Source organism: Pseudoalteromonas sp. S1727 (assembly GCF_005886375.1).
Classification (GTDB): Bacteria; Pseudomonadota; Gammaproteobacteria; order Enterobacterales; family Alteromonadaceae; genus Pseudoalteromonas; species Pseudoalteromonas haloplanktis.
Window position 1 is genome coordinate 1 of sequence record NZ_PNDT01000095.1, and the last position, 26,897, is coordinate 26,897.

General features: G+C 40.3%; 27 protein-coding genes. 14 read left to right on the plus strand and 13 right to left on the minus strand.

Annotation, left to right across the window (positions count from 1 at the left end):
• The first annotated feature begins 133 nt into the window (after positions 1–133).
• The 8 genes from CWB85_RS18100 to CWB85_RS18135 all read left to right on the plus strand — a co-directional run bounded on the left by CWB85_RS18100 (position 134) and on the right by CWB85_RS18135 (position 6,229).
• Positions 134–1,066, plus strand: a complete 933-nt coding sequence (locus CWB85_RS18100) for a hypothetical protein (RefSeq protein ID WP_016710544.1) — start codon at positions 134–136, stop codon at positions 1,064–1,066.
• Positions 1,067–1,105: 39 nt separating this feature from the next.
• Positions 1,106–2,005: a DUF350 domain-containing protein gene (locus CWB85_RS18105; protein WP_016710543.1), complete on the plus strand. Its 900-nt coding sequence runs from the start codon at positions 1,106–1,108 to the stop codon at positions 2,003–2,005.
• A 3-nt stretch (positions 2,006–2,008) separates the two neighbouring features.
• Positions 2,009–3,730 carry a polyamine aminopropyltransferase gene (locus CWB85_RS18110; protein WP_016710542.1) on the plus strand — a complete coding sequence of 574 codons (1,722 nt, stop codon included), beginning with the start codon at positions 2,009–2,011 and terminating at the stop codon, positions 3,728–3,730.
• A 79-nt stretch (positions 3,731–3,809) separates the two neighbouring features.
• A complete protein-coding gene (locus CWB85_RS18115) occupies positions 3,810–4,223 on the plus strand; it encodes a YjfI family protein (RefSeq protein WP_016710541.1) in 414 nt (137 codons plus the stop codon).
• A gap of 30 nt (positions 4,224–4,253) precedes the next feature.
• Positions 4,254–4,946, plus strand: a complete 693-nt coding sequence (locus CWB85_RS18120) for a PspA/IM30 family protein (RefSeq protein WP_016710540.1) — start codon at positions 4,254–4,256, stop codon at positions 4,944–4,946.
• Between the two features lie 71 nt (positions 4,947–5,017).
• Entirely contained in the window at positions 5,018–5,656 is a 639-nt protein-coding gene (locus CWB85_RS18125; RefSeq protein ID WP_016710539.1) for a hypothetical protein, read from the plus strand.
• Entirely contained in the window at positions 5,653–5,970 is a 318-nt protein-coding gene (locus CWB85_RS18130) for a hypothetical protein (RefSeq protein WP_016710538.1), read from the plus strand. Before CWB85_RS18125 ends, CWB85_RS18130 begins: the two co-directional genes overlap by 4 nt.
• 73 nt (positions 5,971–6,043) lie before the next feature.
• Entirely contained in the window at positions 6,044–6,229 is a 186-nt protein-coding gene (locus CWB85_RS18135) for a hypothetical protein (protein ID WP_016710537.1), read from the plus strand.
• 16 nt (positions 6,230–6,245) lie between these two features.
• Here CWB85_RS18135 and CWB85_RS18140 read toward each other — a convergent pair whose 3' ends face one another.
• The 5 genes from CWB85_RS18140 to CWB85_RS18160 form a co-directional block, all read right to left on the minus strand.
• A complete protein-coding gene (locus CWB85_RS18140; RefSeq protein ID WP_138555628.1) occupies positions 6,246–6,641 on the minus strand; it encodes a hypothetical protein in 396 nt (131 codons plus the stop codon).
• A gap of 11 nt (positions 6,642–6,652) precedes the next feature.
• Positions 6,653–7,129, minus strand: coding sequence for a hypothetical protein (locus tag CWB85_RS18145; RefSeq protein WP_016710535.1), 477 nt, complete (start codon positions 7,127–7,129; stop codon positions 6,653–6,655).
• A gap of 116 nt (positions 7,130–7,245) precedes the next feature.
• A complete protein-coding gene (locus CWB85_RS18150) occupies positions 7,246–8,622 on the minus strand; it encodes a class II fumarate hydratase (protein WP_138555629.1) in 1,377 nt (458 codons plus the stop codon).
• An 8-nt stretch (positions 8,623–8,630) separates the two neighbouring features.
• Positions 8,631–8,996 (minus strand): hypothetical protein, encoded by a 366-nt coding sequence (locus CWB85_RS18155; RefSeq protein ID WP_244389934.1) that lies wholly within the window; start codon positions 8,994–8,996, stop codon positions 8,631–8,633.
• 97 nt (positions 8,997–9,093) lie between these two features.
• The gene (locus tag CWB85_RS18160) at positions 9,094–9,276 is read right to left on the minus strand and encodes a hypothetical protein (protein WP_016710532.1); all 183 of its coding nucleotides are present in this window, start codon (positions 9,274–9,276) and stop codon (positions 9,094–9,096) included.
• A 182-nt stretch (positions 9,277–9,458) separates the two neighbouring features.
• Here CWB85_RS18160 and CWB85_RS18165 point away from each other — a divergent pair, with 182 nt between their 5' ends.
• Positions 9,459–10,055, plus strand: coding sequence for a DUF938 domain-containing protein (locus CWB85_RS18165; protein WP_016710531.1), 597 nt, complete (start codon positions 9,459–9,461; stop codon positions 10,053–10,055).
• Here the strand turns inward: CWB85_RS18165 and CWB85_RS18170 are convergent.
• The 4 genes from CWB85_RS18170 to CWB85_RS18185 all read right to left on the minus strand — a co-directional run bounded on the left by CWB85_RS18170 (position 10,052) and on the right by CWB85_RS18185 (position 15,807).
• Positions 10,052–11,194, minus strand: a complete 1,143-nt coding sequence (locus CWB85_RS18170; protein ID WP_138555630.1) for a GNAT family N-acetyltransferase — start codon at positions 11,192–11,194, stop codon at positions 10,052–10,054. The two genes, CWB85_RS18165 and CWB85_RS18170, sit on opposite strands and share 4 nt — an antisense overlap.
• Positions 11,194–12,558 (minus strand): alpha/beta hydrolase, encoded by a 1,365-nt coding sequence (locus CWB85_RS18175; protein WP_347881501.1) that lies wholly within the window; start codon positions 12,556–12,558, stop codon positions 11,194–11,196. Before CWB85_RS18175 ends, CWB85_RS18170 begins: the two co-directional genes overlap by 1 nt.
• Positions 12,548–15,274, minus strand: a complete 2,727-nt coding sequence (locus tag CWB85_RS18180) for a CHASE domain-containing protein (protein WP_138555632.1) — start codon at positions 15,272–15,274, stop codon at positions 12,548–12,550. The genes CWB85_RS18175 and CWB85_RS18180 overlap by 11 nt, the downstream gene beginning before the upstream one ends.
• Positions 15,275–15,348: 74 nt before the next feature.
• Entirely contained in the window at positions 15,349–15,807 is a 459-nt protein-coding gene (locus CWB85_RS18185; protein WP_029216290.1) for an Lrp/AsnC family transcriptional regulator, read from the minus strand.
• Positions 15,808–15,952: 145 nt separating this feature from the next.
• Here CWB85_RS18185 and CWB85_RS18190 point away from each other — a divergent pair, with 145 nt between their 5' ends.
• Both CWB85_RS18190 and CWB85_RS18195 read left to right on the plus strand, forming a co-directional pair.
• Positions 15,953–17,125 (plus strand): PrnB family protein, encoded by a 1,173-nt coding sequence (locus CWB85_RS18190; protein ID WP_138555633.1) that lies wholly within the window; start codon positions 15,953–15,955, stop codon positions 17,123–17,125.
• A 1-nt stretch (position 17,126) separates the two neighbouring features.
• Positions 17,127–18,242: an aminotransferase class V-fold PLP-dependent enzyme gene (locus CWB85_RS18195; protein ID WP_138555634.1), complete on the plus strand. Its 1,116-nt coding sequence runs from the start codon at positions 17,127–17,129 to the stop codon at positions 18,240–18,242.
• Here CWB85_RS18195 and CWB85_RS18200 read toward each other — a convergent pair whose 3' ends face one another.
• The gene (locus CWB85_RS18200) at positions 18,243–18,719 is read right to left on the minus strand and encodes an RNA-binding protein (RefSeq protein WP_244389931.1); all 477 of its coding nucleotides are present in this window, start codon (positions 18,717–18,719) and stop codon (positions 18,243–18,245) included. It lies immediately after the preceding gene.
• 151 nt (positions 18,720–18,870) lie between these two features.
• Here CWB85_RS18200 and CWB85_RS18205 point away from each other — a divergent pair, with 151 nt between their 5' ends.
• From CWB85_RS18205 to CWB85_RS18215, 3 genes are all read left to right on the plus strand, one after another.
• Positions 18,871–20,286, plus strand: a complete 1,416-nt coding sequence (locus tag CWB85_RS18205; protein ID WP_138555635.1) for a mannose-1-phosphate guanylyltransferase/mannose-6-phosphate isomerase — start codon at positions 18,871–18,873, stop codon at positions 20,284–20,286.
• A gap of 537 nt (positions 20,287–20,823) precedes the next feature.
• On the plus strand, positions 20,824–21,396 hold the full coding sequence (locus CWB85_RS18210; RefSeq protein ID WP_138555636.1) for a hypothetical protein: 573 nt from the start codon (positions 20,824–20,826) through the stop codon (positions 21,394–21,396).
• A 117-nt stretch (positions 21,397–21,513) separates the two neighbouring features.
• The gene (locus tag CWB85_RS18215) at positions 21,514–23,031 is read left to right on the plus strand and encodes an SIR2 family protein (protein ID WP_138555637.1); all 1,518 of its coding nucleotides are present in this window, start codon (positions 21,514–21,516) and stop codon (positions 23,029–23,031) included.
• A 279-nt stretch (positions 23,032–23,310) separates the two neighbouring features.
• Here CWB85_RS18215 and CWB85_RS18220 read toward each other — a convergent pair whose 3' ends face one another.
• The 3 genes from CWB85_RS18220 to CWB85_RS18230 all read right to left on the minus strand — a co-directional run bounded on the left by CWB85_RS18220 (position 23,311) and on the right by CWB85_RS18230 (position 26,858).
• Positions 23,311–25,470, minus strand: coding sequence for an ATP-binding protein (locus CWB85_RS18220; RefSeq protein WP_016710520.1), 2,160 nt, complete (start codon positions 25,468–25,470; stop codon positions 23,311–23,313).
• Between the two features lie 132 nt (positions 25,471–25,602).
• A complete protein-coding gene (locus CWB85_RS18225; protein WP_016710519.1) occupies positions 25,603–26,259 on the minus strand; it encodes a helix-turn-helix transcriptional regulator in 657 nt (218 codons plus the stop codon).
• Positions 26,260–26,492: 233 nt separating this feature from the next.
• Complete coding sequence (locus tag CWB85_RS18230) at positions 26,493–26,858, minus strand: histidine triad nucleotide-binding protein (protein ID WP_138555638.1); 366 nt, start codon at positions 26,856–26,858, stop codon at positions 26,493–26,495.
• Positions 26,859–26,897 lie beyond the last annotated feature (39 nt).

Sequence of the window (26,897 nt, forward strand, 5' to 3'; positions counted from 1 at the left end):
TCGAAACTCGAAACTCGAAAACTATTTCTGCCTTTTATTTTTCTTAAATATTATCTTGTTGCAATTTCATCCTTGGTTTACTTTCTGAGCTGTGTAAAACTAGCGGGGTTAATTAGTAAATCAGGTGACATGAATGTCTCAAATAAAAGCTTGGAAACTTATCAGCCTGTTTTGTTTGGTAAGCTTGCTTATGGGCTGTGAATCAAAAGAAGAGCAGTTGCAACAAACAATTCAACAATCTATCACTAAAGCTGAAGCTGAGTTAGAAGGACTCGGTAAAGCATTGGACAATGGCTCAATTCGCAACGCGGTGTTATTGAGTGAATACGGTCGTATAATTAGCGAAGAAAAGCCTGAACTGGCGCAAATCGCAAATGTACTGGCTCTGGATGCAACTCGCAAAGGTGCACTCTATACTGGCTTGACTCAGCGATTAGCTGATATAAAAAGTACTTATTTAATCCCTCCTTATGAAGATACATTACTTAATATTGATTTATTACGTGATGCAGTTAAGCCTACGCTATTTTCAGATGCGTTGACCGACCCTATTAATATGCTTGCAGATATGTCTGGCGGTTCATTGGCGCGTGTTGGTGCAATTAGCAAGCAAGCGGAAGGTGAGGGGGAAGGCAATCAACTTGTCGGAAACCCAAACTATGGGAACTGGCAAACAAATAGTAACGGTATTAGTTTCTGGCAATGGTATGGTATGTACCGTATTTTAGGTGATGTCTTTGATCGTGTTGAATATGGTAGTTGGAGCAAGCGACGTAAATACAGCTATTATAACGATTACGGTCGTGCTCGATATACTAGCCCGAAACAGATGAAAGCACAGACAGCTGTAGAAACACGAACACGTCAGTCTTATCAACGTCAAGGTAAGCAGTTTACTAGTCCTTATGCGTCGAAGAAGACCGGTGCTTCCGGGTTAAGTCGAAGCAGTTATACCCCCCCGAAAACCCGTAGTAGTTATTCAAAGAGCAGTAGTTATAGTAAAAGTTCGGGCTCGGTTAGAGACAGTAGTAGCAGAACCTCTCGCGGTGTTAGCCGCGGTAAGTAAGCGGCTATTTAAAAGATTTAGTGTTGGAGTTATAAGAATATGTACGATTTTAATGGAATAACTATGTGGTCGCTGCAAGCAATTGCGATTGATTTTGCAATTATCATTGCCTTATTTGTGAGCTTGAAGTTTATTAAAGGCTGGGTATCAAACTTACATGCCAATGATGAAATTACTGAACGTGATAACTTTGCGTTTGGTATCAGTTTTGCGGCAGGACTAGTTGCGTTAGCCATTGTGCTTACAGGTGTCAGTAGTGGTGCATTTGCTGCGTCTTTACAACAAGAAGCACTGCAAATGGGTGGCTATGGTTTATTAGCGATTGTGATGATCAAGCTTGGTCACTTTTTTCAAGATAAAGTTGCATTGCGTAAAGTAAGCCTGCATGACGAAATCGTTAAAGGGAATGTGACTGCTGCTGTGATTGATTTTGGTCATGTTGTCAGTGTGGCGATCGTAATACGTTCAGCGTTGTTTTGGGTGGCAACAGAGGGTTGGCACGGCCTACCAATAGTGATTGCGGCATTTATTATTGGCAGTATTGCTTTATTGTTAGTGAGTCAGTATCGCGTACAGTTGTTTAAGCGCACTAATCGCAGTGGTGATTGCCTACAGCAAGCTATTATAGATGGTAATTTGGCGGTTGGTATCCGCTACGCTGGTTTTCTAATTGGTAGTGCGCTTGCAATTACGGCGGCTTCAGGTATTGCCCCTTATGTTGCAGATAGTATTAACACTAGCTTAGTTTACTGGGCGATTAGTGCATTGGTGAGCTTAGTGGTGTTTATTGCTCTGCATTTAATTACTATCAAAATAATCTTATCAGGTTGTGATATTTCAGATGAAGTCAATCGCCAAAAAAATATTGGTGTAGCCACTATTTCTGCTGCTGTTTCATTTGCAGTGGGTATTACTATGGCAACTCTATTAGGCGCATAAAACTTGTCACACACAAACCAAAGCCCAAGTAAGTTTAGTTTACTTGGGCATGATTTTTTATTAATAACTGTTATGGCCGTACTCGCTGGGTGCGGCCTTATTTATGAGTATCTGTTATCTCACTATGCAGGGCGTGTTCTTGGTTCAGTAGAGAGTGCTATTTATGCAATGATCGGTACTATGATTGTCGCTATGGGCATGGGGGCTTTTTTAGCCCGCTGGTTTAAAGATCCATTTACTGCATTTGCTTGGCTTGAGAGTCTGATAGCTTTAGTTGGCATGGGTTGCATATTAGCTATTGCCAGCGTAATAGCCGTTAGTTATTCATTACCACATATATTTTCTGAGATTTTTAACCTGCCCGCCGATGTGGTGCTCAATGGCTATGTTTTTCAGAAACTTCAAGAATGGTCACGTTTCTTACCCTATGTATTTGGTTTATTGCTTGGCTTATTGATAGGGATGGAGATCCCCTTGATAGCCCGTATTCGTCAGCATGTTTATGGCCGATTTTTAGAAAATAATGCCGGTACAATCTACGGGGCTGACTACATTGGCGCTGGTATTGGCGCAGCCATATGGGTGAGCATTATGTTGGCGATGCCAATTATGCAAGCCGCTGCGTGGACCGCGCTATTTAATATTATTGCCGGCTTAGCTTTCTTATGGCGTTATCACAGCCATGTACGTTATGCCAAGCTACTGCTTGTTTGCCATATTGGTTTATTGGTGTTGTTTGCTTTTATCCTTGTACTTGGCAGTAGTTGGATGAAGAATTTAAGTAACGTGCTTTATAAAGATAAAGTTATTTACTCTGAAGCGACGAAATATCAGCATTTGGTATTAACTGAGCGGTTAAGTCGTAATCAACCAGAACCAATTACCGATCTCTATTTAAATGGTCGCTTACAGTTTTCTAGCGTTGATGAACAAATTTATCATTCTATGCTCGTATATCCCGCACTGTTAGCCTCTAATCGCCATGATAACGTGTTGATTATTGGTGGTGGCGACGGGCTTGCTATGCGTGATGTATTAAAGTGGCCAGTACAAGAAGTCACATTAATTGATTTGGATGGTCAGTTACTTAATTTATTTGGCCACCCAAGCAATGAGTTTACAGCGCCGGCACAGATCAATGCACGGTTGCGAAAACTTAATGGTAACGCCATGCTTGATCCTAGAGCGAACGTAATCGTAGGCGATGCATTTATAGAGGTTGAGCGGTTGCTTGATGAAGGTAAGCGTTTCGATACTATTATTATTGACTTACCTGATCCAAATCACCCTGACTTAAATAAGATGTACAGCGATTATTTCTATAATCATATTCGGCAATTGTTGGCCGCAGATGGGGCGATGGCTGTGCAGTCAACCTCGCCTTATCATGCTAAAAAAGCTTTTTTAAGTATTGGTAAAACGGTTAAAGCAGCTGGTTTTAAACATGTAGAGCAATATCAGCAAAATATCCCTTCATTTGGGCAGTGGGGTTGGACAATTGCAACGACTACAGGCAAATCCGCTAGTGCGAGAATTGCAGAGACGACACAGCTTCCTGTTGCTTCTAGGTGGGTCAGTCAAAAATATTTATTGGCTGCATTTATATTCCCTAGTCATTATTTTGAACAAATAAATGATATTGAAGTCAATCAATTAGGGTCAGGTACTTTATACGATTACTATCGAAGTGCATGGCAGATAGAAAGCGAATTGTATAAAAATTAATAAAACATGGTTGACATAATATGTCGACCGTGCGAATCTTAACTCAGACATAATATGTCAAATGACAAAAGGCAGAGACATGGAATTAAATGAACTTTCAATAAAACTAGCATCTTTTGAAACCGAAGGCGCTAACTTTGAGTCTTTCTTGATTGCCAACCCAGGTGAGCAAGATGTGTTGCAAGTCATAGTTGATGGCAATGATGAGCTTCCAATTTTTGTTACGCAAACACAAGAGCAACTATTATGTATTAGTTACTTATTTGCGGACGAGGAAGTTAAATCTGAATTACGTGGTGAGTTAAACGAAACATTATTACGTTTAAATGTACCAATCCCACTGAGTGCATTTGCAAAGATTGATGATAAATATGCGATCTTTGGTGCTTTGTCGGTTAATTCATCGTTTGATGATATTACCCATGAGCTAGTTACATTAGCCGATAATGCCATTGATGCATTAGAAGCGGTAACCATTTATTTAAACGATTAATAGCTAGCTATTTTACGTGGAGTTAAGATTATGAGTATTTTAAAGAAATTATTTACAGCAGTACGTGGCGGCGCTCGTGAAGCAGGCGAAGCAATTGTTGATGCCAATGGTATCCGTATTTTTGAACAAGAAATTGCTGATGCACAAAATGCCTTACAACGTGCTAAGAAAAGCTTAACGGAAGTGATGGCAAAAGAGATGCAAACGAAGCGTAAAATTAGCGCATTAGATGCCTCAATAGCTGAGCACGAAGCTTATGCTGGTCAAGCGCTTGAAAAAGGTAATGAAGCATTAGCGCTAGAAATTGCTGAGAAAATCGGTGATTTTGAAAATGAAAAAGCAGAGCATGATCAAGTGTTAGCGGGCTTTAGTAATCACATTGTGACACTTAAGCAGCAAGTAAAAGATGCAGAAAAGTCGATTAAAGAAAATCAGCGTCAGCTTACTATGGTTAAAACCACTGAAAGCGTACAACAAGCTACCATGGCGGTAAACAGTACGCTTAATACAAATAGCTCGTCGATGACTAATGCACGTCAGTCACTTGAGCGTATTAAGCAACGTCAACAAGATCGTCAAGATCAACTAGGTGCTGCAAAGCAACTTGAAGCGGACACTAACGGCGATGATCTTAAAGCAAAAATGGCTGAAGCCGGAATTGGCGATACCAGCCCGAAAAGTGCAGATATCCTAGCGCGTATTAAAGCTAAGCAAAACGGCTAACGCGGTATTATTGATTATTAAAAAGGTAACCGAGCACTGTTTGGTTACCTTTTTTGCTTATGAGGCAGACTATGTTTAACTTCTTTAAATCTAAAAAAGCCCCTGAACGCCAGCTCAACCACCCAAGTGAGCTTAAAATAGGCGACATGTTCACAGTGATTGATTCGTTTGCTTACCCGAGTTGGCTAAAAGGGCAAACTTTGCGTGTTACAGATGTACAAACTTATCAATATCAGCATAGTGCTGATTATGAGCTGGTGCTTGAAAGTGATGCAGGTAAAGTTGTATTTTTGCAAATTGAACGTAGTGATGGTGAAGAATGGGCTAATTTTTCAATTAAGATTCAACGTGATGAAGTGGATGAAATTTTCACGCTGGATGAATTTGCGCGTATTTTTGATGAAGAAGACCTAACTTTCATTGAGGTAAAAAATACCCCAGAGCGTTATATGCAGTTTTTAGGTAGCAGCTATCAACAAACTGAAACGCCGTTTGTGTGTTACTTTCATAATAAAGATTATCGCAACCAAGCGCTTCCTCAGTATGAACAGCAAGGTGGCGAACCTTGTGAGATGATTTGTCTCGAATCAAGTGATGAAAGCCATGGCCTCAATATTGAAATTTGGGATGGCGGTGAAACTGAAGTGTCACTTACTCTAACTCGGCCAATCACTGATATAGTTGACCTGTTTCCAGGAGATGCGCAGTGAGCAATACAAAAGATAAATGGTTACGCCAAGAGCAAGCTGTAAGAGCGACGCAAATGGCTTTTGATCTTAGCAGTGAAGTGCAAAAGTCGATAAAAAAGCAAGCCATTGATCAAGAACTCACGCCCTCGGATATGATCCGTAAAATTTTAGCGCTTGAAGTGAAATCAAAAAAGACGCGTCAGCGCCTTTCATTTAATCTAAATGATGAGGAAATCGCCCTACTTGCTGAGCGGTTTGGCGTAGACACTGATGATAAACGGGCAGTAAAGCAACAAGTTGCAGAGCTATTGATTGCTCATACCAATAAGCGCTAATACAGTCTGTTTTGCCTTCTTTAAATTAAGCCCTTACACTAAGGGCTTAATTCCTTATAAAAAATGAGTTGCTGTGAATATAGTTTTAATCGCGTACTTAATTATTTTCGCCTTGTTTGGCACTGCCGCGAGTTATTTTGTGCGATTTATTTATGCTTACTGGGTGAAAAAACAAATGCCAATGCAGCATATTTTTAAAGCGGGTATTTGTATTATTGGCGTGTTGATTATATCTGTACTAATCCCATTGTTGGTTTAGCACAGATATCATAGCACTATTTTAGCTCAAACGACTGACACGTTTTATCTATACACAGCGCTTGTACGGGTAACACGGGTAAACAATCAGTTAAACCATTAGTTTTATTATTGTCAGCTTCTAGCAAGTTGGTTTGTTGCGCTAACTGTTCGGCTTTTTCTTGCTCAGTGTTGAGCGTAGAATACACCACATAACGACTTGGGCCACCACATGCACGTTGGCCAACTTCAAGCACTTTACATTGAAAGCTCGCTGTACAGCTTGTGTCTTGTACTAATTCATTTAAATTATTATTTACTTGAGCCAAACTGGCGCTTTCTGCCGGGGCTGAATCTGTAGTGCTCATACAGCCACTGACAATTACCAAGCAGGCTGTTGAAACTAAACATTTAAAATATGATAAACAACTCATATGGTTATCCCTTAATAAACACTTGCCGCAGAGCTGTCTAGTTTAACACATTTATTTTCAACACATTGCGCCCCTGGTGCCATTAGGTGCTGACAAATACTGACCATCGAGTTCTCAGCGTTAAATTGGCTTTCTAGGGTGGTAATTTTTTTGCTTAGTTGCTCTATTGCTTGCTCGTCTGCCGTTTTACTCGAGTAAACAAGGTAACTACTAGGGCCGCCGCAAGCACGGCTACCAACAGGTACTACTTTACATTGTGCGCTGCTATCACATTGTAAGTCCGCGGTTAGCGCTGTTAACTGTTGATGGACTTTTTTAATATTTTCTCTTGTTGGTTGTTCTTGCATTTGCGGGTCTAACTTAGTTGCTTGATTGCCTTTCACTAGTGCTGCAGGGGCAGGACTAAGTTGGTTGCTATTAGAGGTGGCTGCATCTGAACAAGCAGATAAGCAAAGTGGGAGTAGTACAGCGATAATAGATAAGCGCATGAGAAACCTTCACAGTGATGAACAAGTAACCACTATCATACACTTTGCACATAACACAGCAATAAAAACTATGACATTCAAAGGTTAAACCCGCCAAATGACGGGCTTAGTATTGTTTATAATCCGCCTTGGGTTAACTTTGCTGGGTTGAGCAAGGCTTCTAGCTCGCTCCGTGAAAGATCAGTTTCTTGTTCTGCTACATCAATAATCGGTTGTCCACTTTGATAAGCTTGTTTGGCTATTTTGGCTGCTTTTTCATAGCCAATAACCGGGTTAAGAGCAGTCACTAAAATGGGGTTTTTAGCGAGTGCTTTATCGATGTTACTTTGATTTACCTTGAAGGAGCGTAGCGCTTTATCAGCTAATGCTTGGCTACTATTGGCAAGCAACTCGATACTTTGCAAGATATTATAGGCGATCACGGGTAGCATGACGTTGAGTTCAAAGTTACCAGATTGGCCTGCTACGGTAATAGTAGCGTCATTACCGATAACTTGGGCACTCACCATCGCCGCCGCTTCAGGGATCACAGGGTTAACCTTGCCTGGCATAATTGAAGAGCCCGGTTGCAGTGCTTCAAGCTCAATTTCAACTAACCCAGCAAGCGGGCCTGAATTCATCCAGCGTAGATCGTTTGCCATCTTCATTTGTGCAACTGCGAGTACTTTTAACTGCCCTGAAAGGGCTACGATCGCGTCTTGTGAGCCAATGTTGTAGAAAAAGTTTTTACTCGGTACAAAGCGTACCCCTACATTTGCACTAAGGTTTTTACAAAATTGCTCTGCAAATAGTGGATCGGCATTGACGCCGGTACCTACCGCAGTGCCACCTTGTGCTAATGCTGAAACTCCTTCGAGGCTATAGCGAATACCAGCCATGGCCGTATCAACTTGGTGTTGCCAAGTGTTTAGGGTCTGCGCGAAAGTGACAGGCATAGCATCCATTAAGTGAGTACGGCCCGTTTTTACTATGTCACCCACTTCTGATTTTTTGCGCTCTAATGTTTGAGATAGCTGATCCAACGCCGGAAATAACTCATACACCACGTTAATTACACTACTTACTGCAATGGCTGTGGGGATCACGTCGTTAGAGCTTTGCCCCATATTTACGTCATCATTTGGATGAATAGTTTCATCGCCATAGCTACTCGCTAATGTTGCGATCACTTCATTGGCATTCATATTAGTGCTGGTACCTGATCCCGTTTGAAATACATCAATAGGAAAATGCGCTAAATGCTGGCCATCGATAATTTCTTGGCAAGCACGCTCAATTAATTTTGCCTTGTTTTGACTTAAGTGACCAAGCTCATAGTTACTTTGCGCAGCGGCTTGTTTTATGTAGGCAAGGGCGGTAATAAACTGCTTTGGCATCACTAAGCCGCTGATACGAAAATTATTTACCGCACGTTGAGTTTGGGCTTGATAAAGTGCATCAGCTGGGACTTGTAATTCTCCCATGCTATCTGATTCGGTTCTAAATTCGCTCATAAAAGCTCCTAAAAAGGGTTGAATTCGTGGCTGAGAATACGCGCTTCTCGCTCCAAGATAAGGTATTTTCTGGTACTGTTATGGGTTTTATAAAAGCGCTTTAAGGCCATCAGAGGTTTATAAAGTTGCTCTAAACATTGTTTACGAATGGCACAATGAATTAAAGAATCGCACATTTTGTTGAGAATTTCATGGAAAGTGCGTCTTAAATAAAGTTCTTGTAGCAGCGCGCACTGCTGTTTCTCGTAATAGCGAGCCGCCTTTAATCCTGCTTCAATATAGTCTGCCACTAAGGCTGGGGCATGTAGACCAGGGCGCAGGCAAGCGCACTTCATTTGCTGTTGATAGAAAAGCATAGCTTGATGGTCGTGCATAAGAAAACCGATTAACTGTAACGATAATTGTTATCATTACAGTTAATCGGTTTTGGTGCAAGTCACAAATTGAAAATTTTGACGAGAGAGTAAGTGTTTAATTGTAACCAAGAATAAATATTTGATCGGTTTCATGTTTTCTCAAGGCTTGTGTGTGTTGATTTGATTGCGAAAGTAAGTCGATGATAGTGCCACGTTCGTCGCAGGTCGTTTTATCTGTGTCTGACTTTTCACTTGCAGCCAAAGCAGCATCAAGTGCGGTATAGGGTGAAATATACATAATGTTCTCCATTTGGTTGATTCATACTAGTAAAAGCATAACTCGTACCAATGATTATTAAAATTTTTAACTCTATGAATTAAAGTGAGTTATTTGGTTTTTAATAAATTAGGACAAGACATCGTTTTATATTTTTGCTTTACTGTTGTGCATTAATTACCAAACATGGTGCACAAATTTGCATGGATAAACCTTTCTCTCAGGCCTGTGAAAATAATAAATCTCCTATTCTTAGCGAGCTAAAAGGCTACTTTGCTGATATTGATAACGTGTTAGAAATTGGCTCAGGCACGGGTCAGCATAGCGTGCACTTTGCTGCACATTTACCGCACTTACAATGGTACACAAGTGATCGGTTGATCAATCACTATGGCATCAAACAATGGCTTGCTGAGGCACAGTTAGCTAATTTACATGAGCCGATAGAGCTTGATTTAAATGAGCCATGGCCGGTTAAAAAGGTCAACGCGATTTACACTGCCAACACGTTACATATAGTTAGCAAAGCACTCGTTGAGCGATTTTTTAATGGGGTTGAACAGCATTTAGCAGCGCAAGGCATGTTATGTATTTATGGGCCGTTTAAATATCAGGGGCACTTTACCAGTGAAAGTAATCAGCGTTTTGATGAGTTTCTAAAACAACAAGATAATTTAAGTGGTATTCGTGACTTTGAGTGGATCCAACAATTAGCTATGTCAGCAGGGTTAATGTTAGTAAATGACATTGCTATGCCTGCGAATAATCAACTATTGATGTTTAAGCGGTATCGTTCTTAACTGGCACTTTTAAAGGGTAATAACTCAGTGCATTGCTGGTGGTAAATACGTAAATGTTGCTGCTCGCGCTTTAAGTAATCAGCAATCGCAGGACTAAAATCTGCATCGAGAACGTGGTGCACTGAGTGAGTAAATACAGGAGCAAATCCGCGCGCTATTTTATGCTCGCCTTGTGCGCCGGAGTGAAAGCAATTTAATTGCTGCTGAATACAATACTCAATCCCTTGGTAATAGCACAGCTCAAAGTGTAGGCAGTCTACTTCCTCTAAAGCTCCCCAATAGCGCCCGTATAAAGTGTTAGTGCTTTTAAAGCTCAGTGTTGCAGCGATCACTTCATCGCCACGTATTGCATGCATAATCACTAATTTATCTGCCATAAGCGCGTGTAACAGCACAAAAAAATCATGACTTAAATACCCCATATGACCAGAACGCTTTAGGTAAGTGCGCTGATAGAACTCACAAAACTGACTCATAACAGCAAGTGTAATTTGTTCACCTTGCAGCCACTTAATAGTGATGTTTTGCTGGGCTATTTTACTGCGCTCTTTTTTTAATACTTTGCGTTTTCGTGCAGTCATTTTGGCTAAAAAGTCATCAAAGTTAGCATATCCATGATTCTGCCATTGAAATTGCACGCCTATGCGATGCATCCCATGATGGGCTGTCAGTTGTGAGGCTTGCTGTTGCGTACAAAAATTAATATGCCAACCCGACCACCCTTGTTGCTGGCAGTGAGTTGTTAATAACTCCGTAATATACAGATATACTTGCTCTGGTTGTGTGCAGGCAACAGCAATGCGTGGTCCTTCAATAGGGCTAAAAGGAGAGCCACAAAGCCATTTAGGATAATACTCTAAGCCATGTTGTTGGTAAGCCTCGGCCCACGCCCAATCGAATACATACTCACCGTAAGAGTGACTTTTTAGATAACCAGGCGCAAGTGCGACCAGAGTGTCATTTTCATACACCGCTAAATGATGCGGTTGCCAGCCAGTTTCAGCAGATACACACTGGCTCTGCTCTAAAGCAAATAAAAAGGCATGTTCGGTAAATGGGTTTGTTGCAAAAAATGATTTCCAAACACTCGCATCTATTTCATTAATACTGGTGAACCAACGATGGCTAAATGCGGTCATTATTGTTTGCCTTGCAAGTTTTCAACCTGCTCTATGAATCGTTTGATATACCCTGCTTGCTCATCAAAGTAGGGGTTATAAGTGAGCCGTTGAAAGGTTGGAAACCTTGCAATATTTTCTGCCGTACGTTCGCCAATATTTGGCTCATTCGTGGTTTTACAGCTTGAGTACAGGGCGTCGTCATCAAGGTAACTGCCACAATTACGGTAATGAGCTTGCGCACCATAATGCGGGTTGTTAGGTGAGTTAACCACGGCAATATGAGAAATACCATGAATATGCTTACAACTTGCATTTTGGCATTGTGGATTTATGACTGTGTAATCTGTGGGGAAATCACTGTTCATGATTTTTTTGTCGCCATAATAAATCAATGTATCTAACCGGTTGGCGGGGCGTACTGTTACATCATGTAATGTGCTTAATAATTGCAATGAGGCACGTGTATCAATAGTGGTATCTACACCACTCATTACGGAAAAAATAGGTAGATTGGGTAATGGTCGCTGAGTTAATTTATGCAGCGCAATATTGCTCATTGCATCATCAGCAGCTGCCGCAGCATTAAAAGGAAAAGACTCATACTTAGCAAAATCAATGTCGGCGTCTTTATCTATCCAATTAACAAAAGGGATACGGTCAATCCATTTGGCAAGCCAGCCATTTTTATTGTGTGGCTCGGTGGCAGGCGAAAACAACATCAGCGCAGTTATTCTTGTATTGATTGGGTTAAGCGTTAAAGAATTAAGTAAAAGAGCGGCACCTGTTGAATAACCGCCTAATATAACCTGCTCGAAATCCTGGCTGGTACGAGTAATCGCATAGTCTACCGCTTGTTGCCATTGCTTGGCTGTAACGCTGCTCAACGCGTCTGCGGCTGTCCCATGACCGGGTAATAATAAAGTTCGTACGTTGTAACCTTGTTCAAAGTAAACTTTTGCTAAGTCATGAAAAGTAAACGGTGAGTCTGTCAGGCCGTGAATTAACAATACCGCTTTTTTAGTATTGTTTTGGCGCAACTCAAAAGGTGCGATAAGGTCGACAATGTTTGGTGTACTTGGTCGTTGCTGTTGCTTAACTAACAGCTGATAGGTTTCGGTTTGAATAGGGCAAGGCATCGAAGCACGAGGGTTAGCATGCAAAATAGACTGATATGCGAAGTTTAGGTAGTCACTGTATGCCGGTGTTGTTTGATAGGCAAACTCAGTGGTCGGCTTATTTTTCTCGAACCGCAAAAGCCCTTGTTGTTTGCTTTTCATTATATAGTTTAAATCAGTTAACTGGGTCACGCAGTTGGTTTGGCTGATAGCAAAGCTAGACGTCATTAGTAAAACAAGAGTGAGTAATATTCCATTAAGATTCATAAACATCCACATAATTGATTAGGCACTCGGTTAGCTTATCGAGTTCGAGTGGTTTTGCAAGATGTTGATTAAAGCCAATTGCTAAAGCGTGAGCTTTATCTTCAGGCATAACATCAGCGGTTAACGCAATAATAGGCAATTGCTCGGCGTTTTTAATTTTCCGTATCAGGGCCGTTGCTTGATAACCATCCATGACTGGCATTTGGCAGTCCATTAAAACTAAATCAAAGTCATGCATTTTGATTTGTGCTACAGCAAGCTCCCCATTTTCTACCACTGTTGGGGTGATCCCCAAAGAGCCAAGCATTGCTTTTATGACGAGTTGATTAACACTATTGTCTTCTGCAACCAATATTTTTAATCGGCTTAGGTCAACATGTTGGGGCGATTTTTGAGGTGCTGTCGGTTGTGCCGCGCAGCTATTTAATTCGACACAAAGAGTAAACGTAGAACCTTTACCAACTTCACTTTGAATACTAATGTCTCCTGACATAAGTAAACTGAGTTCCTTTGCGATTGTTAACCCCAACCCTGTTCCTCCAAACTTACGGGATGTTGAATTATCAGCCTGAGTAAAGGCATCAAATAATTTACTTTGCTCAGTTGCTGCAATTCCGATACCTGTGTCTGAAATTGCAAGGGTAACTTGCAGACGTTGTTCGGATAGCTTCTTGCTAGATGCACTGAGCTTTACTTCACCTTCTGAGGTGAATTTAATGGCGTTACTGCATAAGTTTAATAAAATTTGCTCGATCCGCATAACATCACCTTCAAACCAAGTATCGATTGGTAAGTTATTATCAATCTTCCAACCAATACCTTTTTGCTGTGCACTTTGTTCAAACATGCTGTTGATCCGATCAAGTAAATTATTTAAATCAAATGGAGCGACTTCTAAAGTGAGCTTTTGTGATTCAATTTTAGAGATGTCGAGTATGTCATTAATCAGGCTTAATAATGATTTTGAGGACAAATTAATTTTATGAAGATAACCACTTAAGGTTTCAACGCTGTCTTCATTTTTCGCGAGTGTAGAAAACCCTATTACGGCATTCAGTGGGGTACGAATCTCATGGCTCATATTTGCCAAAAAGCGGCTCTTCGCTTGGTTCGCTAAATCGGATTGCTTTTTAGCTTTGACTAATGATCGGGTTCGCTCAGCGACTAAACGTGAGAGGGCACTATGTTGATAATTAAACAATAACAGGATCAGCAAAATTAGTGAGCTGACAATGACCTGCAAAATAAGTAAAAAGAGGGTCATGTTATTGTTTTGATGGGGTAAGAATTCATCTTTGATGGTTAAATCGACGAACCAAGTTTGCCCGGCAAAATTAATCTCAATGGTTGTTAATTTGTTCGTGTTTGTTGGCACATTTTGAGCGTTATTATAAAAAGGAGGGCTACTTGGCGATTCATAAATAGAGATATTAAACATTTCATTCTGGGCGATAGAAAGTGATTGCGCGATCATGTTCTCCACTAAAAACACCCCAGTAGCGTAACCCTTGATAGACGCGACCTCATTATTTTGTTGGTACACTGGAGCAAATAATAAATAAGCGGGCTCAGGCTGTTTTGTTTGCACAAGTTGAATTATTTTGGTGCTAACAGGGTGATTCTTAATTCGCGGGTCGAGTAAAGTTTCACGACGATCTTCGCGGGAAAATAAATTAAAGCCAATAACTGATTCATTGCCTGCAAGCGGAGCTATATAGGTAACGACTACAAGAGGATCGTCATCTGCTAATGGCGCCCCCGTAACACGAGGAGTTAAGCTAAAGGGCTCATACAGTTCGCTTAAGCGGGTATTAAAAGCAACGACTTGATCGGGTGAGATTTTTCGATTCCAAGAAAATGCTTTGATAAAAGAGTGTTCAGCCAGTAATTTTGCACTGTAACTGTCGAACTCTTGCTTACTGACCGTCGGGGTTGATTGGATTTGGCTTGCGAGGCTCTGCACCGCAATTTGGCTGAGATTTAAATGACGAAGTAAGCTGTTTTCAATGATGGACGTTTCGCGCTTTGCAATTTGTATAGCGTTGGAATAACTTTCTTGATTGTAGAGTTTGGTTGTTAAAGCTACTGAGACAAATAATACAGAACAGACAGCAATCGTCGGTAATGGAGAAACATAGTGCTGTTTAAATGTAGGTTGTAATAATGCTAATAAAAATGGCGTGGCAATGAGTACGCCAAGGGCGTCTCCGAGCCACCAATAAATAACATTTTGCCAATGGTTAGCGGCACTATACGCAGGGTTAAATTCACTTAATGCAAACACCCCAATATTGGCTGATATAAGACTAACGGCAATACCAACAACTGCAATGAAATAAATAATTGATTGGCGTTTCTTTAAATGCAGAGGATTTCCTAACCAATATCTCAGTAAAGCAGCACCAACGAGGGCTTGCAAAATCACTCCTAAGCCAATTAATGCCACTTCGTTTAAAGTACTGCCAATCAACACTTGGTCATTGATGGCGTTATCGTTGATGCTCAAATTAAATGCAACAGAGGCAATAAACAACGCAGGAATGAAGCGCCACCACCAAATAAAGCAGCCAACCAACGCAATTCCTGCTGGTATCCAAATAGGGATAACTTGTGATTGAAAAGCAAAGTTTGTCAGTAATTTACCAGCTGTAAAATACGCGACAGCAAAAAGTATGTAAAAAACAAACGAGTTCAATGTTGAGCGAAAGATCTTCACATGCTTCCTTGTTGAAAATTATTTTTATAGAAGATTTTTCAGTATAGCGAATCAGCATTAAATAGTGTTATTTTTTAAAGCGGTAGCTGCTTTTTACTAAATGTCTGCTTTAAAACTACCGTAGACTCAATATTCGCGATGCAATTAATACTCCCCAGTTTATGTTTTACAAAGCTTTCATAGCTTTCTAAATCGGTTGCAATTATTTTTAATAAATAGTCATAGCTGCCAGATATTACAGAGCATTCAAGTACATGATTAAGCTTTTCAACTTGTTCTTCAAATATATTAGCTGCGCTGACCGAATTTTGACTTAAGCGCACAAATGCATAAACCAATACATTTAAGCCAAGTGAGCGGGGGTTTATAGCGGTATGGTAGCCGCAGATCACTTTGCTTGCCTCAAGTTTTTTGATACGCCGTAAACATGGGGTGTCAGAAAGGCTGACTGCTGTTGCAAGCTCTGAAACAGCAGTGCGCGCATTATTTTGTAACAAGGTTAGTAGCTGTTGATCTTTTTTATCTAGATTCATAAATGATGGCAATAAGTCGTGTTTAATTTTTATTATAGAGTGAATTTCACTAATTTTATGCTTTTTTATTAGTGGTTTTGCTGATTTGTACTCCATATTATCTGTTAACATAAATGCAATAAATATTTGATGGGGAGTTATGCAGATGAGCAATAATACTCAGGCATTTGACGAGTGGCTCAGAACCCGCTTTGTAGAGATCAACAGTCAGTTAGAGGTTATTTATTGGCAGCAAGAAGATAAAGCCAATGTAGAGTTTGTTGGGGAGCAATTTAAACACCAGCTAGAAAGCGAAGGTAACGCGCATATCCGTAAGTTACTGGCCGAGGGCAATACCGATGAAGGGTTTGATCGCGCCTTTGATTTGCTAGGAAATGTGGGGTTATTTATGGCTGCGTGTAGACGCCATGAGATCACTGAACCATCACGAGAAACAACGTCACCGCTGGTGGAAGCCTCAGCACTGGCCATGCATATTGGTGCGTCAATCGGGGTAACGCCACGTTTTGCGACAGCGCACTTAACCACTCATAACAAAGCGGTAAATGGCTTATATAAGCGCTTTACTGATCTGAGCGATGAAAAGCTATTTATTGATTACAACACCAAAGGCATTTTAGCCTATAAGCGCGCCGCAGATGCTTTACTTAAAATTCAGCCGTTAGGAATTTCACACCCATTGTGCGGCGAGTTGCTAAAAGTGACTAAGCAGGCACTTGTAGATGTTATTGAGTCAAATACGGCGCTATATAATCAGCTCGATACCGAACGGTTCTTCTTTTGTGTTCGTCCTTACTATAAACCATATCGGGTCGGTAAAGAGATTTATCGCGGCGCGAATGCGGGCGATTTTGCCGGTATTAACGTGATTGATATGTTATTAGGGCTGTGTTTTGCTAATGAGCCAAGTTATTCACAAATGTTGGTGGATAAATTTTTATATATGATGCCTGAGGATCAGCAAATACTACGTGAATCAATGCGCATGCCTAGTTTAATGGATGATTTTTTAGCATCAGGTGAAGCGCGCCACACAGAGTGGTTTAAAACCAACGCTAAGTTATTTATTCAAGTGTGTAAACTTCATGGTGATACGGCAATTGGTCATCATAATCAATTGGTGAGTAAATTTATTGCCCAACCGGCGCAACAAATGCAACAGCAACATATGAATAAAGTGACCGCCAGCGGCCCGCCATTGCATGTGTTATTAGATTCACTTGAGCAATTAAGAGATCGTCGAGCAGCAGCAAAGCGTGATGATATCAAAACCCGGTATCATGATTTAACACAGCTTAAACAATGGGTGGGTAATTAAGATGTATAAAGATGATTTTAACCTCGCATCTGGCTGCTACTTGTTAAATCACTCTGTTGGTCGGGCATTAAAAAGTAGTCAAGATGACTTTAACCAACACTTTTTTGCTCCGTGGCAAACGAGTAACAAAGAGCCTTGGCTGCAGTGGTTACCAGCTATAAACCGTTTTACTGCGGCGCTTAGCTTGCTATTTAATTCTCCAAGTGAGCAGTTTTGCCCACAAGTGAACCTCTCCAGTGCATTAACTAAGCTTGTGATGTCTCACCCTCGGTTGCAACAAGCGGACTGTAAAGTGCTAATGGCGCAAAGTGACTTCCCTAGCATGGGGTTTGCGATGCAAAAAGCTTTAGCCAGTAGTGCTAAAATTGAGTTTATTCCTGAGCACCTAGATTTAACCGACAGCGCAGTATGGCAACAGTATATAAAACCAGATATTGATTTAGTGTTTATTAGTCATGTTTATTCAAATACAGGGCAGCAAGCGCCTGTGGCAGAAATTAGCAAATACTGTAAGCAAATCGGGTGCTTAAGTATTGTTGATGTGGCGCAATCGGCGGGTATATTGCCGTTAGATTTAAGCCAAATTGACGTTGATTTTATGATTGGCTCCAGTGTTAAATGGCTCTGTTCTGGTCCTGGTGCAGCTTATTTATGGGTGAGTAAAGCGCAGCTAGCGATGTGTGAACCACAAGATGTTGGTTGGTTTTCTCATCAAAACCCGTTCGAGTTTGATATTAATCATTTCGTTTATCATGAGAGCGCGCTGCGCTTTTGGGGCGGAACGCCTTCAATAGCACCATTTGTCATTGCAGGGCACAGTATTCATTACTTTGCTCGGTTAGGTATTAATAAGGTACGGACTCATAATTTAGCGCTGCTTGCGCAATTAACCACCGCATTGGCTCCTTATGTAGTATCGCCAGTTGAACCAGCTAGGTGCAGTGGCACGGCAATCATTAATTTTGCCGAGCAACAAACTGCGGTTTTAGCTGCATTGGCTGAGGCGAATATTAGTGTTGATGTGCGGGCATACGGGATGCGAGTATCACCGCATATTTACAACGACAGTAGCGATATTGAGCAACTAATAAAAGTGGTTAAACAGGTAATAAAATAATTACTGGTTTAGTTGTATTTTCAAGGTGTTTAACGCCTCAAGCTGCTGTTGATATTGCTCTATTTGCGGTTTGATGCGTTGTTCCACTTGGGCGGTGCGCTGTGCAATGGCATCTGCAATTGAGCTTGCCCCCATTCTATTTGCAGTATCCTGAGTCATATAGTTTATTTTAGTTTTTTGTGCTGCCAAAGTCTCTTGCAATTGTTTTATTTCACGCTGGATAAGTGCGATGTTTCGGTCAATTTTTTGCGTGGCAAGATAACTATCTATGTCTTCGTCAATGGTCTTGCCCTGCTTTGCACCAGTACTTTGCGCTACATTAGTGGCTGGAATAGTAATTTCTTTAGCGTCTTCACCACAGGGGAGTTGGCTAAACGTGACGACGCCATCAATAGTACATTGATAAACAGCAGAAAAGGCTGGAATGGTGATAAATGCAATGCTTAGGATGATAGCTCGAACCATATTTGACGTCACAGATTAGCTGTTTATTGAGAATAATAATGCCTGAAGTTGGTAAAGGTAACAATTCTATAATAGGGTTTTGGTGGATTACTTCGCAGACCGCAGTTATTTCGATGCTTAACATCTGCTAAACTACCCTCTTCTCATTACTGTACTGGCTATTATGAAACATTCAATCACTCCCGTAATTTTGGCCGGCGGCATAGGGTCGCGGTTATGGCCATTGTCACGCCAAGCTATGCCAAAGCAGTTTTTATCTTTACTTGGAGATGAATCGTTATTACAGAGCACCCTAAAACGCTGTGACAACGAATGCTTTACTGATGCTATTTTGGTTTGTAATGAGCAGCATCGTTTTATTGTCAGTAGCCAATGCCAGCAAATAAATGTCCAACCGAATGCATTGTTACTCGAGCCAGAAGGGAAAAATACCGCCCCTGCGATAGCCCTTGCGGCACATTATGTGCTGCAGCAAGAGCTGGATACTCCTTTGTTGGTGATGCCTGCCGATCATCATATTGATAATTTTGAATTGTTAGTCGCGCAGCTGCCAGATGCAGTAAAATTAGCGCAGCAGGGCAAGTTAATTACTTTTGCAATCGAGCCTGATATTGCTCATTGTGGTTACGGTTATATCAAAAGAGGAGCTAAAATAGCAGCCTCAAACTGTTATGAAGTTGATGAGTTTAAAGAAAAGCCCAGCTTACAGCAGGCCCAGCAATATCTAGCCGGTGGTGGATACAGCTGGAATAGCGGTATGTTTTTATTCACGCCCCGTGCATATCTTGCAGAGCTTGAACGTTTTGCCCCAAAAATAGCCGGTTGCATTGCACAAGCCGCCAATTTTAGTGTTGATTTAGGTTTTACCCGTGCAGATAACGACATCTTAAAAAGTTGCCCAAGTGATTCTGTCGATTATGCAATTTTAGAACGCAGTGCAAATGTGGTAGTGCTGCCGTTAGCGCTCAACTGGAATGATGTGGGTGGTTTTAACGCGTTGTGGCAAAGCACTGATAAAGACACGCAAGGCAATAATCAAAGTGCAGATACTGTGTTGTTAAATAGTGAGAATAACTTACTTAACAGTGAAAGCGGTCATACTATTGCAGCGTTAGGGGTTAAAGATTTAGCCGTTATTCACACTCATGATGCTACATTGGTGGCAGATAAAAACCAATTAGATCAATTGCCTGAATTATTAAAACTATTAGCTTTTAAGCATAGTGATAAGCTACTTCATCATCAAGCTATGTATCGACCTTGGGGCAGTTACCGAGTGTTAGTTGAAGGCGTTGGCTTTAAAGTTAAAAAGATTATTGTTAATAGCAATGGCAAGCTTTCGACTCAACGTCATCAACATCGTGCGGAGCATTGGGTGGTGGTATCAGGCATTGCTGATGTTACCATTGATGGTAAAGCAAGCACTTTAACTGCCGATCAATCTTGTTATATTGCTGCAGGCCATGTGCACAGTTTAGCGAATACCCAAAGTGAGCCTTTGATCGTAATAGAAGTACAAACTGGCGCAATACTTGATGAAAGCGACATAGAACGCTTTGATGATCAGTATGGAAGATAGCGGCAAGTTAACAAGGCTAAAGTGACAAGGTTAAAGTGAGATATACAATTCACTTAATATGGCAGAAATGATTTTTAGGTTTAGCTCAAATCTGGCTGTCCATATGTGCCATGAGCTGACCTTCAACCGTAACTCGTTTCTGCCCCAAAGCGAGTTAGGGTAAATTCTCTAATGATTGCTTTGAGCAATCAAGAGACGGTCCAAGTCGTTTAATGTTAAATGCTCTATTAAAGTATTCGGCTTCGTTGTCCCCCATTGAGGCAGGGTGACGCTAATTATGAATAGATACAAGATGCAATTTAGGTACGTTTATACGGTGCGTAATGAATATTGACGTACCAAGATATAATCAGCGATATAATTTAGAAATGGTGAGTGTGTTTTCTTTTTTCTGAATATCTTTAGCACCAATAAAAAATTATAGTTGGCAATGCATTACGTTATTTGTTAAAAATAGATTTATTAATACATAAGCGTGGCATCGGCAAATATATGCGCGACGAGCGCACTGTAAAATGTTAGGCGAAAGGAGAATCTATGAGGGCATATGCGTTAGCTGTAATATTTATATCTGCTTGTCATGTGTATTTTTCCGCTTCACAAAATGAATCACCACTTAGTTTCTTATTTTTATTTTTCGTTTTAAGTCCTTTTTTACCTTATGTCTGGAAAGACTTGTCAAATATAAAATTTGATAAAAATGGCTTATCACTAGAGAAGTTGAAGGGAGAAGTTGATAAAACGATAAAACAGGCTACTCACAGAAAAGCCATAGAACCAAAAGCACTAGATGGTTTGTTTAAAACAGTAGATTTAAATGAATGGATGACTTTAGTTCTGGCTCGAATGCTCATGAGGCAAGGTTTAGTTTGCTTGGTTCCAGAGCATGGATTTGGTCCTTCTCCTAGCTTGTCAGAGCTAATTCCTCTTTGTCAAGAGAAGGGGTTAATTTCCGAAGAAGAGCAATTAGACTTAGAAAAATTAAGAAACGTAACCTTCTACGCGGAATGGTGGGACGGTGACGCCCCAACTCATGGCGAGTGGCAATGGGCACTAGATAATTGTAAGAGTATTGTTCGCAATTTATTTAACAGGCAACCAATCACCTAACAAACACCTCAACAAAGGATGCAAAACGCTTGGCTTGCGCCCCTTCGTCGTTAATTATAGCCAAGCATTTTGGCCTGTTAGGCGGGCGTTTAGTTTTCTAGAAAGGATGCGAATTAAATGATAATTGATGACATTATTGCAGGTATTGACGAAGGAGGGCCAAAAAGTTACTACTCCTTTGAAACTCTCGTCCAGCATTTATTAAAGCATCATATTGAGAGTCAAGAAAAGAAACTTCTGATTGCTACTGACTCGATGAAGTACGGAGATGCGTTTGCACCTGATGGATTTGATCAGTTTGTTGGCCCAACATTAATAGAAATAAAATTTAATCTAGCTAGGCTGCCTGTAAGGCATTTTATAGAGAGGTCGATATATAGGCTTCTGAACGAATATACCGAGAATAATTTCGAAAACGTTCTTATCATCTCAGCTAAGCCGATATCGGAAAAATTTTTATTTCGTGTAGAAGATGAATTAAGCCGAAATAACCTGCCTTTTAAAGTAACTTTTTGGGGACCTGCAGAGCTAAATAAGATTGCCTCTAAGAACAGGAAGGTAGTTAACAAAATAGCAAATAACCTTTTTGCCCTGAGGTTATCTTCAGCTATATTCAAGCCTATTAGAGACTGGAAGAATGAGAGAGAAGAAATAGTTGAGAACCTTAAAAGCTGTTATAAAAAAGGTCAATTCTCATTACTTCTAGGTGCAGGTGTTTCAAGTAGTGCCGGTATGCCCGATTGGAATACATTGCTGAATTCATTGTTTGTTACTTATCTTACACAAGAGTTTGATGATGTTGCAATGGGAGATAAAGATATTGGTGATCTTGTCAGCAGACTGAATAGCATTGATGAGCCTTCAGCATTAATGGCGGCCAGGTATCTCCGAAAAGGGCTGTCGAAATGGGATGGTGAAGCAAAAGAATTTATAGAAGCAGTAACAAAGAATCTCTACAAGCTCAGAAACAATAAGTTTCCAATAGATTCTGAATTGATAAAGTCAATTGCATCCATGTGTTTACCGAGACGTACAGGTGCGAAGGTGAAATCAGTTGTTACTTACAATTTCGATGACCTTCTCGAAAGGCAGTTAAGTAACAATGCAATATTACATAGGTGCATTTATACAGATAATGAAAGTTATGACCCCGATGAGCTTCCTGTCTATCATGTTCATGGTTTCTTGCCGGAAGATCGGAAAACTTATGATGGATTGGATAACTCAACCTTAGTTTTTTCGGAAGAGGGTTATCATCAAATTTATTCAGATTCATATCATTGGTCAAATCTAGTTCAACTCAATTCTTTTAGGGAAAGCAATTGCCTTATGGTTGGCTTATCAATGACCGATCCGAATTTGAGGCGGCTGCTCGATATATCTTCGAAAAATACTGAAAGAAGTAAGCATTTTGCGTTTATGAAAAGACTTTCTTCCAGTGAGTTTTGTTATGAGACTCAAAATGGGAGAAAATCAAAAGTCATACAAAATACAGGTGCTGCTGATAAATTTTTATACGGTCATCATTCTCTTAACGAGGAACTTATGAAGGAACTGGGGGTTACAATTATATGGTATGAATCGTATGACGATATCCCAGAAATAATTCGAGAGGTAACTAAACAAGAAAACTAATAAGGCATACCAGTGGACGATACCGCTGAATGCGCGGTATACATAAATTTATCAGAATTCCAAATGACACAAACAAAACACTAACTCGGAAATGTCCAAAAATGAGTTTGATTGACCATCTGCTTTTCGCTCATAACCGTCTTTCCGATAAGCCGTAACCAACTCGTCAAAGCTGCAAGACTCTATATGAGCTGCTAAAACTAAAGAGCATGGAATCTTTTAAACTTTAACCTTGCTTGTTTTTCCTTGAAACTTCACTCTTGCTAACTCGCTAACTCGCTAACTCGCTAACTCACTTCTGACATACTTTAAATACTGCTCAAGGCTACTTTGCCACAGCACTAAGGCTTCAGTAAGTGATTCTTTAAGTGGTTTATTATCGAGTAAGCGCCGCTCGATTTTTTTTAGTTCGTTGCCATAGCGGTTAAAGCCAAGCTGTAATGCAGTGCTGGCTTGACGATGCAGTAGCTTTATACATTGTTCTTTATCTTCCTCCAGCAGTTGTTGTGCACGAATCAATTTATTGCGTGCAGATAATACAAACTCGTTATAAATAGACGAAACCTCGTCTTCACTAAAAGAGCTTTTTAGTGTGTCTGCTGCTGTACCGTCGTACAAAACATCACTAAGCTCTACCGCAATACTGGGCGCTTGGCTGCTTTGTGAATCACTTAATGCTTGGCGCAACTTTTGTTGCTTGATGGGTTTGCCAACAATGTCTTTAATGCCAAGTGCAAAGTATTCCTTTATCTCGTCAGGACTTAAGCTAGCTGTAAAGGCCAATACTGGCGTACGTTGGTTTTTATGCTCCATTCCTTTAAGGGTTTTAAGTACTTCTTGGCCAGTGAGATCGGGCAGGTTCATGTCCAATAAGACCACATCAAAGTGGTAGGTTTGCATCAGCTCGATGGCGCTTTTACCATCACGAGCGAGTTTGATTTTATGCTCATCATCAGCCATAAACTCAATGGCTATTTTTTGATTTAAATCTAAATCTTCAACCAGTAATACATCTAGACCAGTTAAATAGTCTTTTGATTGGTGGCGCTGTTCTACTAAGCTCAATTCACCCAGCGCTAACACGATGTCAAAGCTAAACGAACTGCCTTTATCGAGCTCACTGATAATATCGAGTTGCGAGCCTAGTTTAGCCAATAGGCGGCTAGTGATCGCGAGGCCAAGGCCTGTTCCGCCTTTTTCTTTGCCTGCACTGCTTTGCACGTAAGGTTCTGTAAGATATTCTATTTCGTCATCTTCAATACCAGGCCCTGAGTCAATTACACTAATGCGAATATGATGCTCAAGTTGGCGCTCTTCAAGTAGTTCAACACGAATTTTAACCTCACCTTTATCAGTGAATTTAATCGCATTACCAACGAGGTTTATAATTATTTGTCGAAGTTTTTGCTGATCACAGTAATAACAAGCCTGTTCTGGTAGGTTGTAAATTAATTCAAATTTTAAACGCTTTTGTTCTGCAAGAGGACTCAACAATAAACACAGGTTGTGTAGCCAAGTTCTAAACTCAACATCTTCTTCATAGAGCGCTTCGTTATGCTGATCAAGGCTTGCGTAATCAAGTACTTTATCTACCAGTAAATTAAGTGATTCAGCTGAGTTTATGATGGCTTCACAGTAAGGTTTGTCTCGTGGGTCAGTTGATTGGTTTAAGATCAATTGCGCACTGCCTAAAATCCCATTGAGTGGAGTGCGGATCTCATGACTAATGGTTGATAAAAACAAGCCCCTTATTTCCAGATCCTTTTGCGCTTTATTAGTTAACTGGTTGAGATTCTGTTCTCGACGTTCGTTACATAATAGTGCCATTCCGGTGGTATAAAACATGGGAGCGATCACGCCATTGACCAGTAAAGTAACGCTAAACCAGTTCTCTTTTAATAGTGTAAAGTTGTTTACATCTTCCATTAAAAAAGCACGCCCGACAAAAATACTGCTAATAATAGTAAGGATTAAAATGTAGACAATACTGCCATTGGGGTAGGGTTTACGGGCGAAGCGAATAAACAAATACAGCAAAAATAGTGCTTCGCTGATATGTTGTAAATCAGAAGCAAGTACACGATTGCGTAAGCTTGAATCGACGACCGTAAAATACATCAACAATGCACCACATAGTAATGTCGCAATTATAAAAAATCGAAATTCTTTACCGCGATACCCTAAAAATTGGCTAATTGCTAATGCATGAATAATGGATGCGCTAAACCATAAACTATTTGCCAAGATAATAGTGATGAGATTATCGACATATCCATGTAAAGCAAAGCTCATTAATGCCGTAAACAACACTAATGGATAGAATATGTAGAGCATAGTGCCGGGAGTGTGTTTGTTCGCGCGCCAAGTTAAAAAATTAAGCAGCGCCATTACAGCCATCATGGCAGCACTAGCAAAATACAATGTGAGGGAGTCGAGCATGCATATTCCAAGCGGTTTGGGTAACGGGATTAGAATAATGGCAATTGCCAGTGTTAGCAAATAAGCTGGCGGATAGAAATGAAAAACAGGTAACAAAGTACCTGTTTTTATAATTAAATGAAAGTTGCTAGATCAGCGAATTTCATCTGGAATATTTTGCTGCGCCCATGACAGTAGCTCGATACGGTTACGGCATTTGGTTTTTCTAAATGCACTGTATAAATGTGTTTTTACTGTGTGTGGGCTAATGCTGAGTGCTTCTGCGATTTCTTTGTTCTTAGAGCCATTACTCATCAGCGAGATAATTGCTTTCTCACGTTTAGTGAGTTTTACAGGTTCAATATCACCGTCAGTAAGTTTATGTAAGGCATCTTTATTAAATTGCAGCATGCGATTTAATGCATTACACATAATATCACGGCGATACCAAAGCTGGTCCTCTAGTAATAAGCGAATACCTTTCATCAATACATCGGCATTGTCTGTGGTATAAAAAACACCGCGAATACCGCTTAAAAGTGCACGATTAGCAAGCTCTGGATTTTCATCTAAGTTGAATAACACGATATCGCATTTTACGCGCAAATTTACTAGTTGCTCTTTTAATTTTCCCCAAGCGTCTTGGCTTGATGTTTCAATAAACAATAAACGAGTTCCTTCAGGAACGTCTAATATGTTTGTTCCGGTAGCAACATTGAGCCCTTGGGTTTTTAATAAAGGCTCTAATACATTAATACCAATTGTATTAATTGGCTCTAGATCTAGTAACAAAAAGGCTGAACTACTCATACTTATATACTCTTGAATAAAGTTGACTAATCAATCCTAACATGCAATCCACCCCTTTCGTATTAGAAATTTCCCAGATTGGGGCAGGATAAACATAGTTTTATAACGTTTTGTACATTAGTCATTAAAAAATACAGCTGTAATTTAATTCAAGGTTTTGATATTTATATAAAATAATATAAAAACCCAGAAAAGGGTTCCTTTTACAAATATTTACACGCCAAATTTAAAAATCAGCCTTTTATCTTATCCTGATAGGGTGGCCATCCCATTATTTTACCAGCTAACATATGTAAATGGATGTGATAAACCGTTTGACCGCCATGGTCATTACAATTCATTACAACTCTAAATCCATCCTCTGCAAAGCCTTGTTGTTTGGCTATTTTCGCAGCTACTACATAAAGGTGACCAACAAGAGGTGCATCTTGTTCGCTAATATCATTAATTGTCGCAATCTCTTTTTTTGGGATAATCAATACATGAAAAGGGGCTTGCGGGTTAATGTCTTTAAAAGCCAAACTCAGCTCATCTTCATAGACGATGTCAGCTGGAATTTCGCGATTGATAATTTTAGTAAAAATAGTGTCTTCGCTCACGTTAAGATCTGCTCCATTGTAATCTAATAAATATCACTA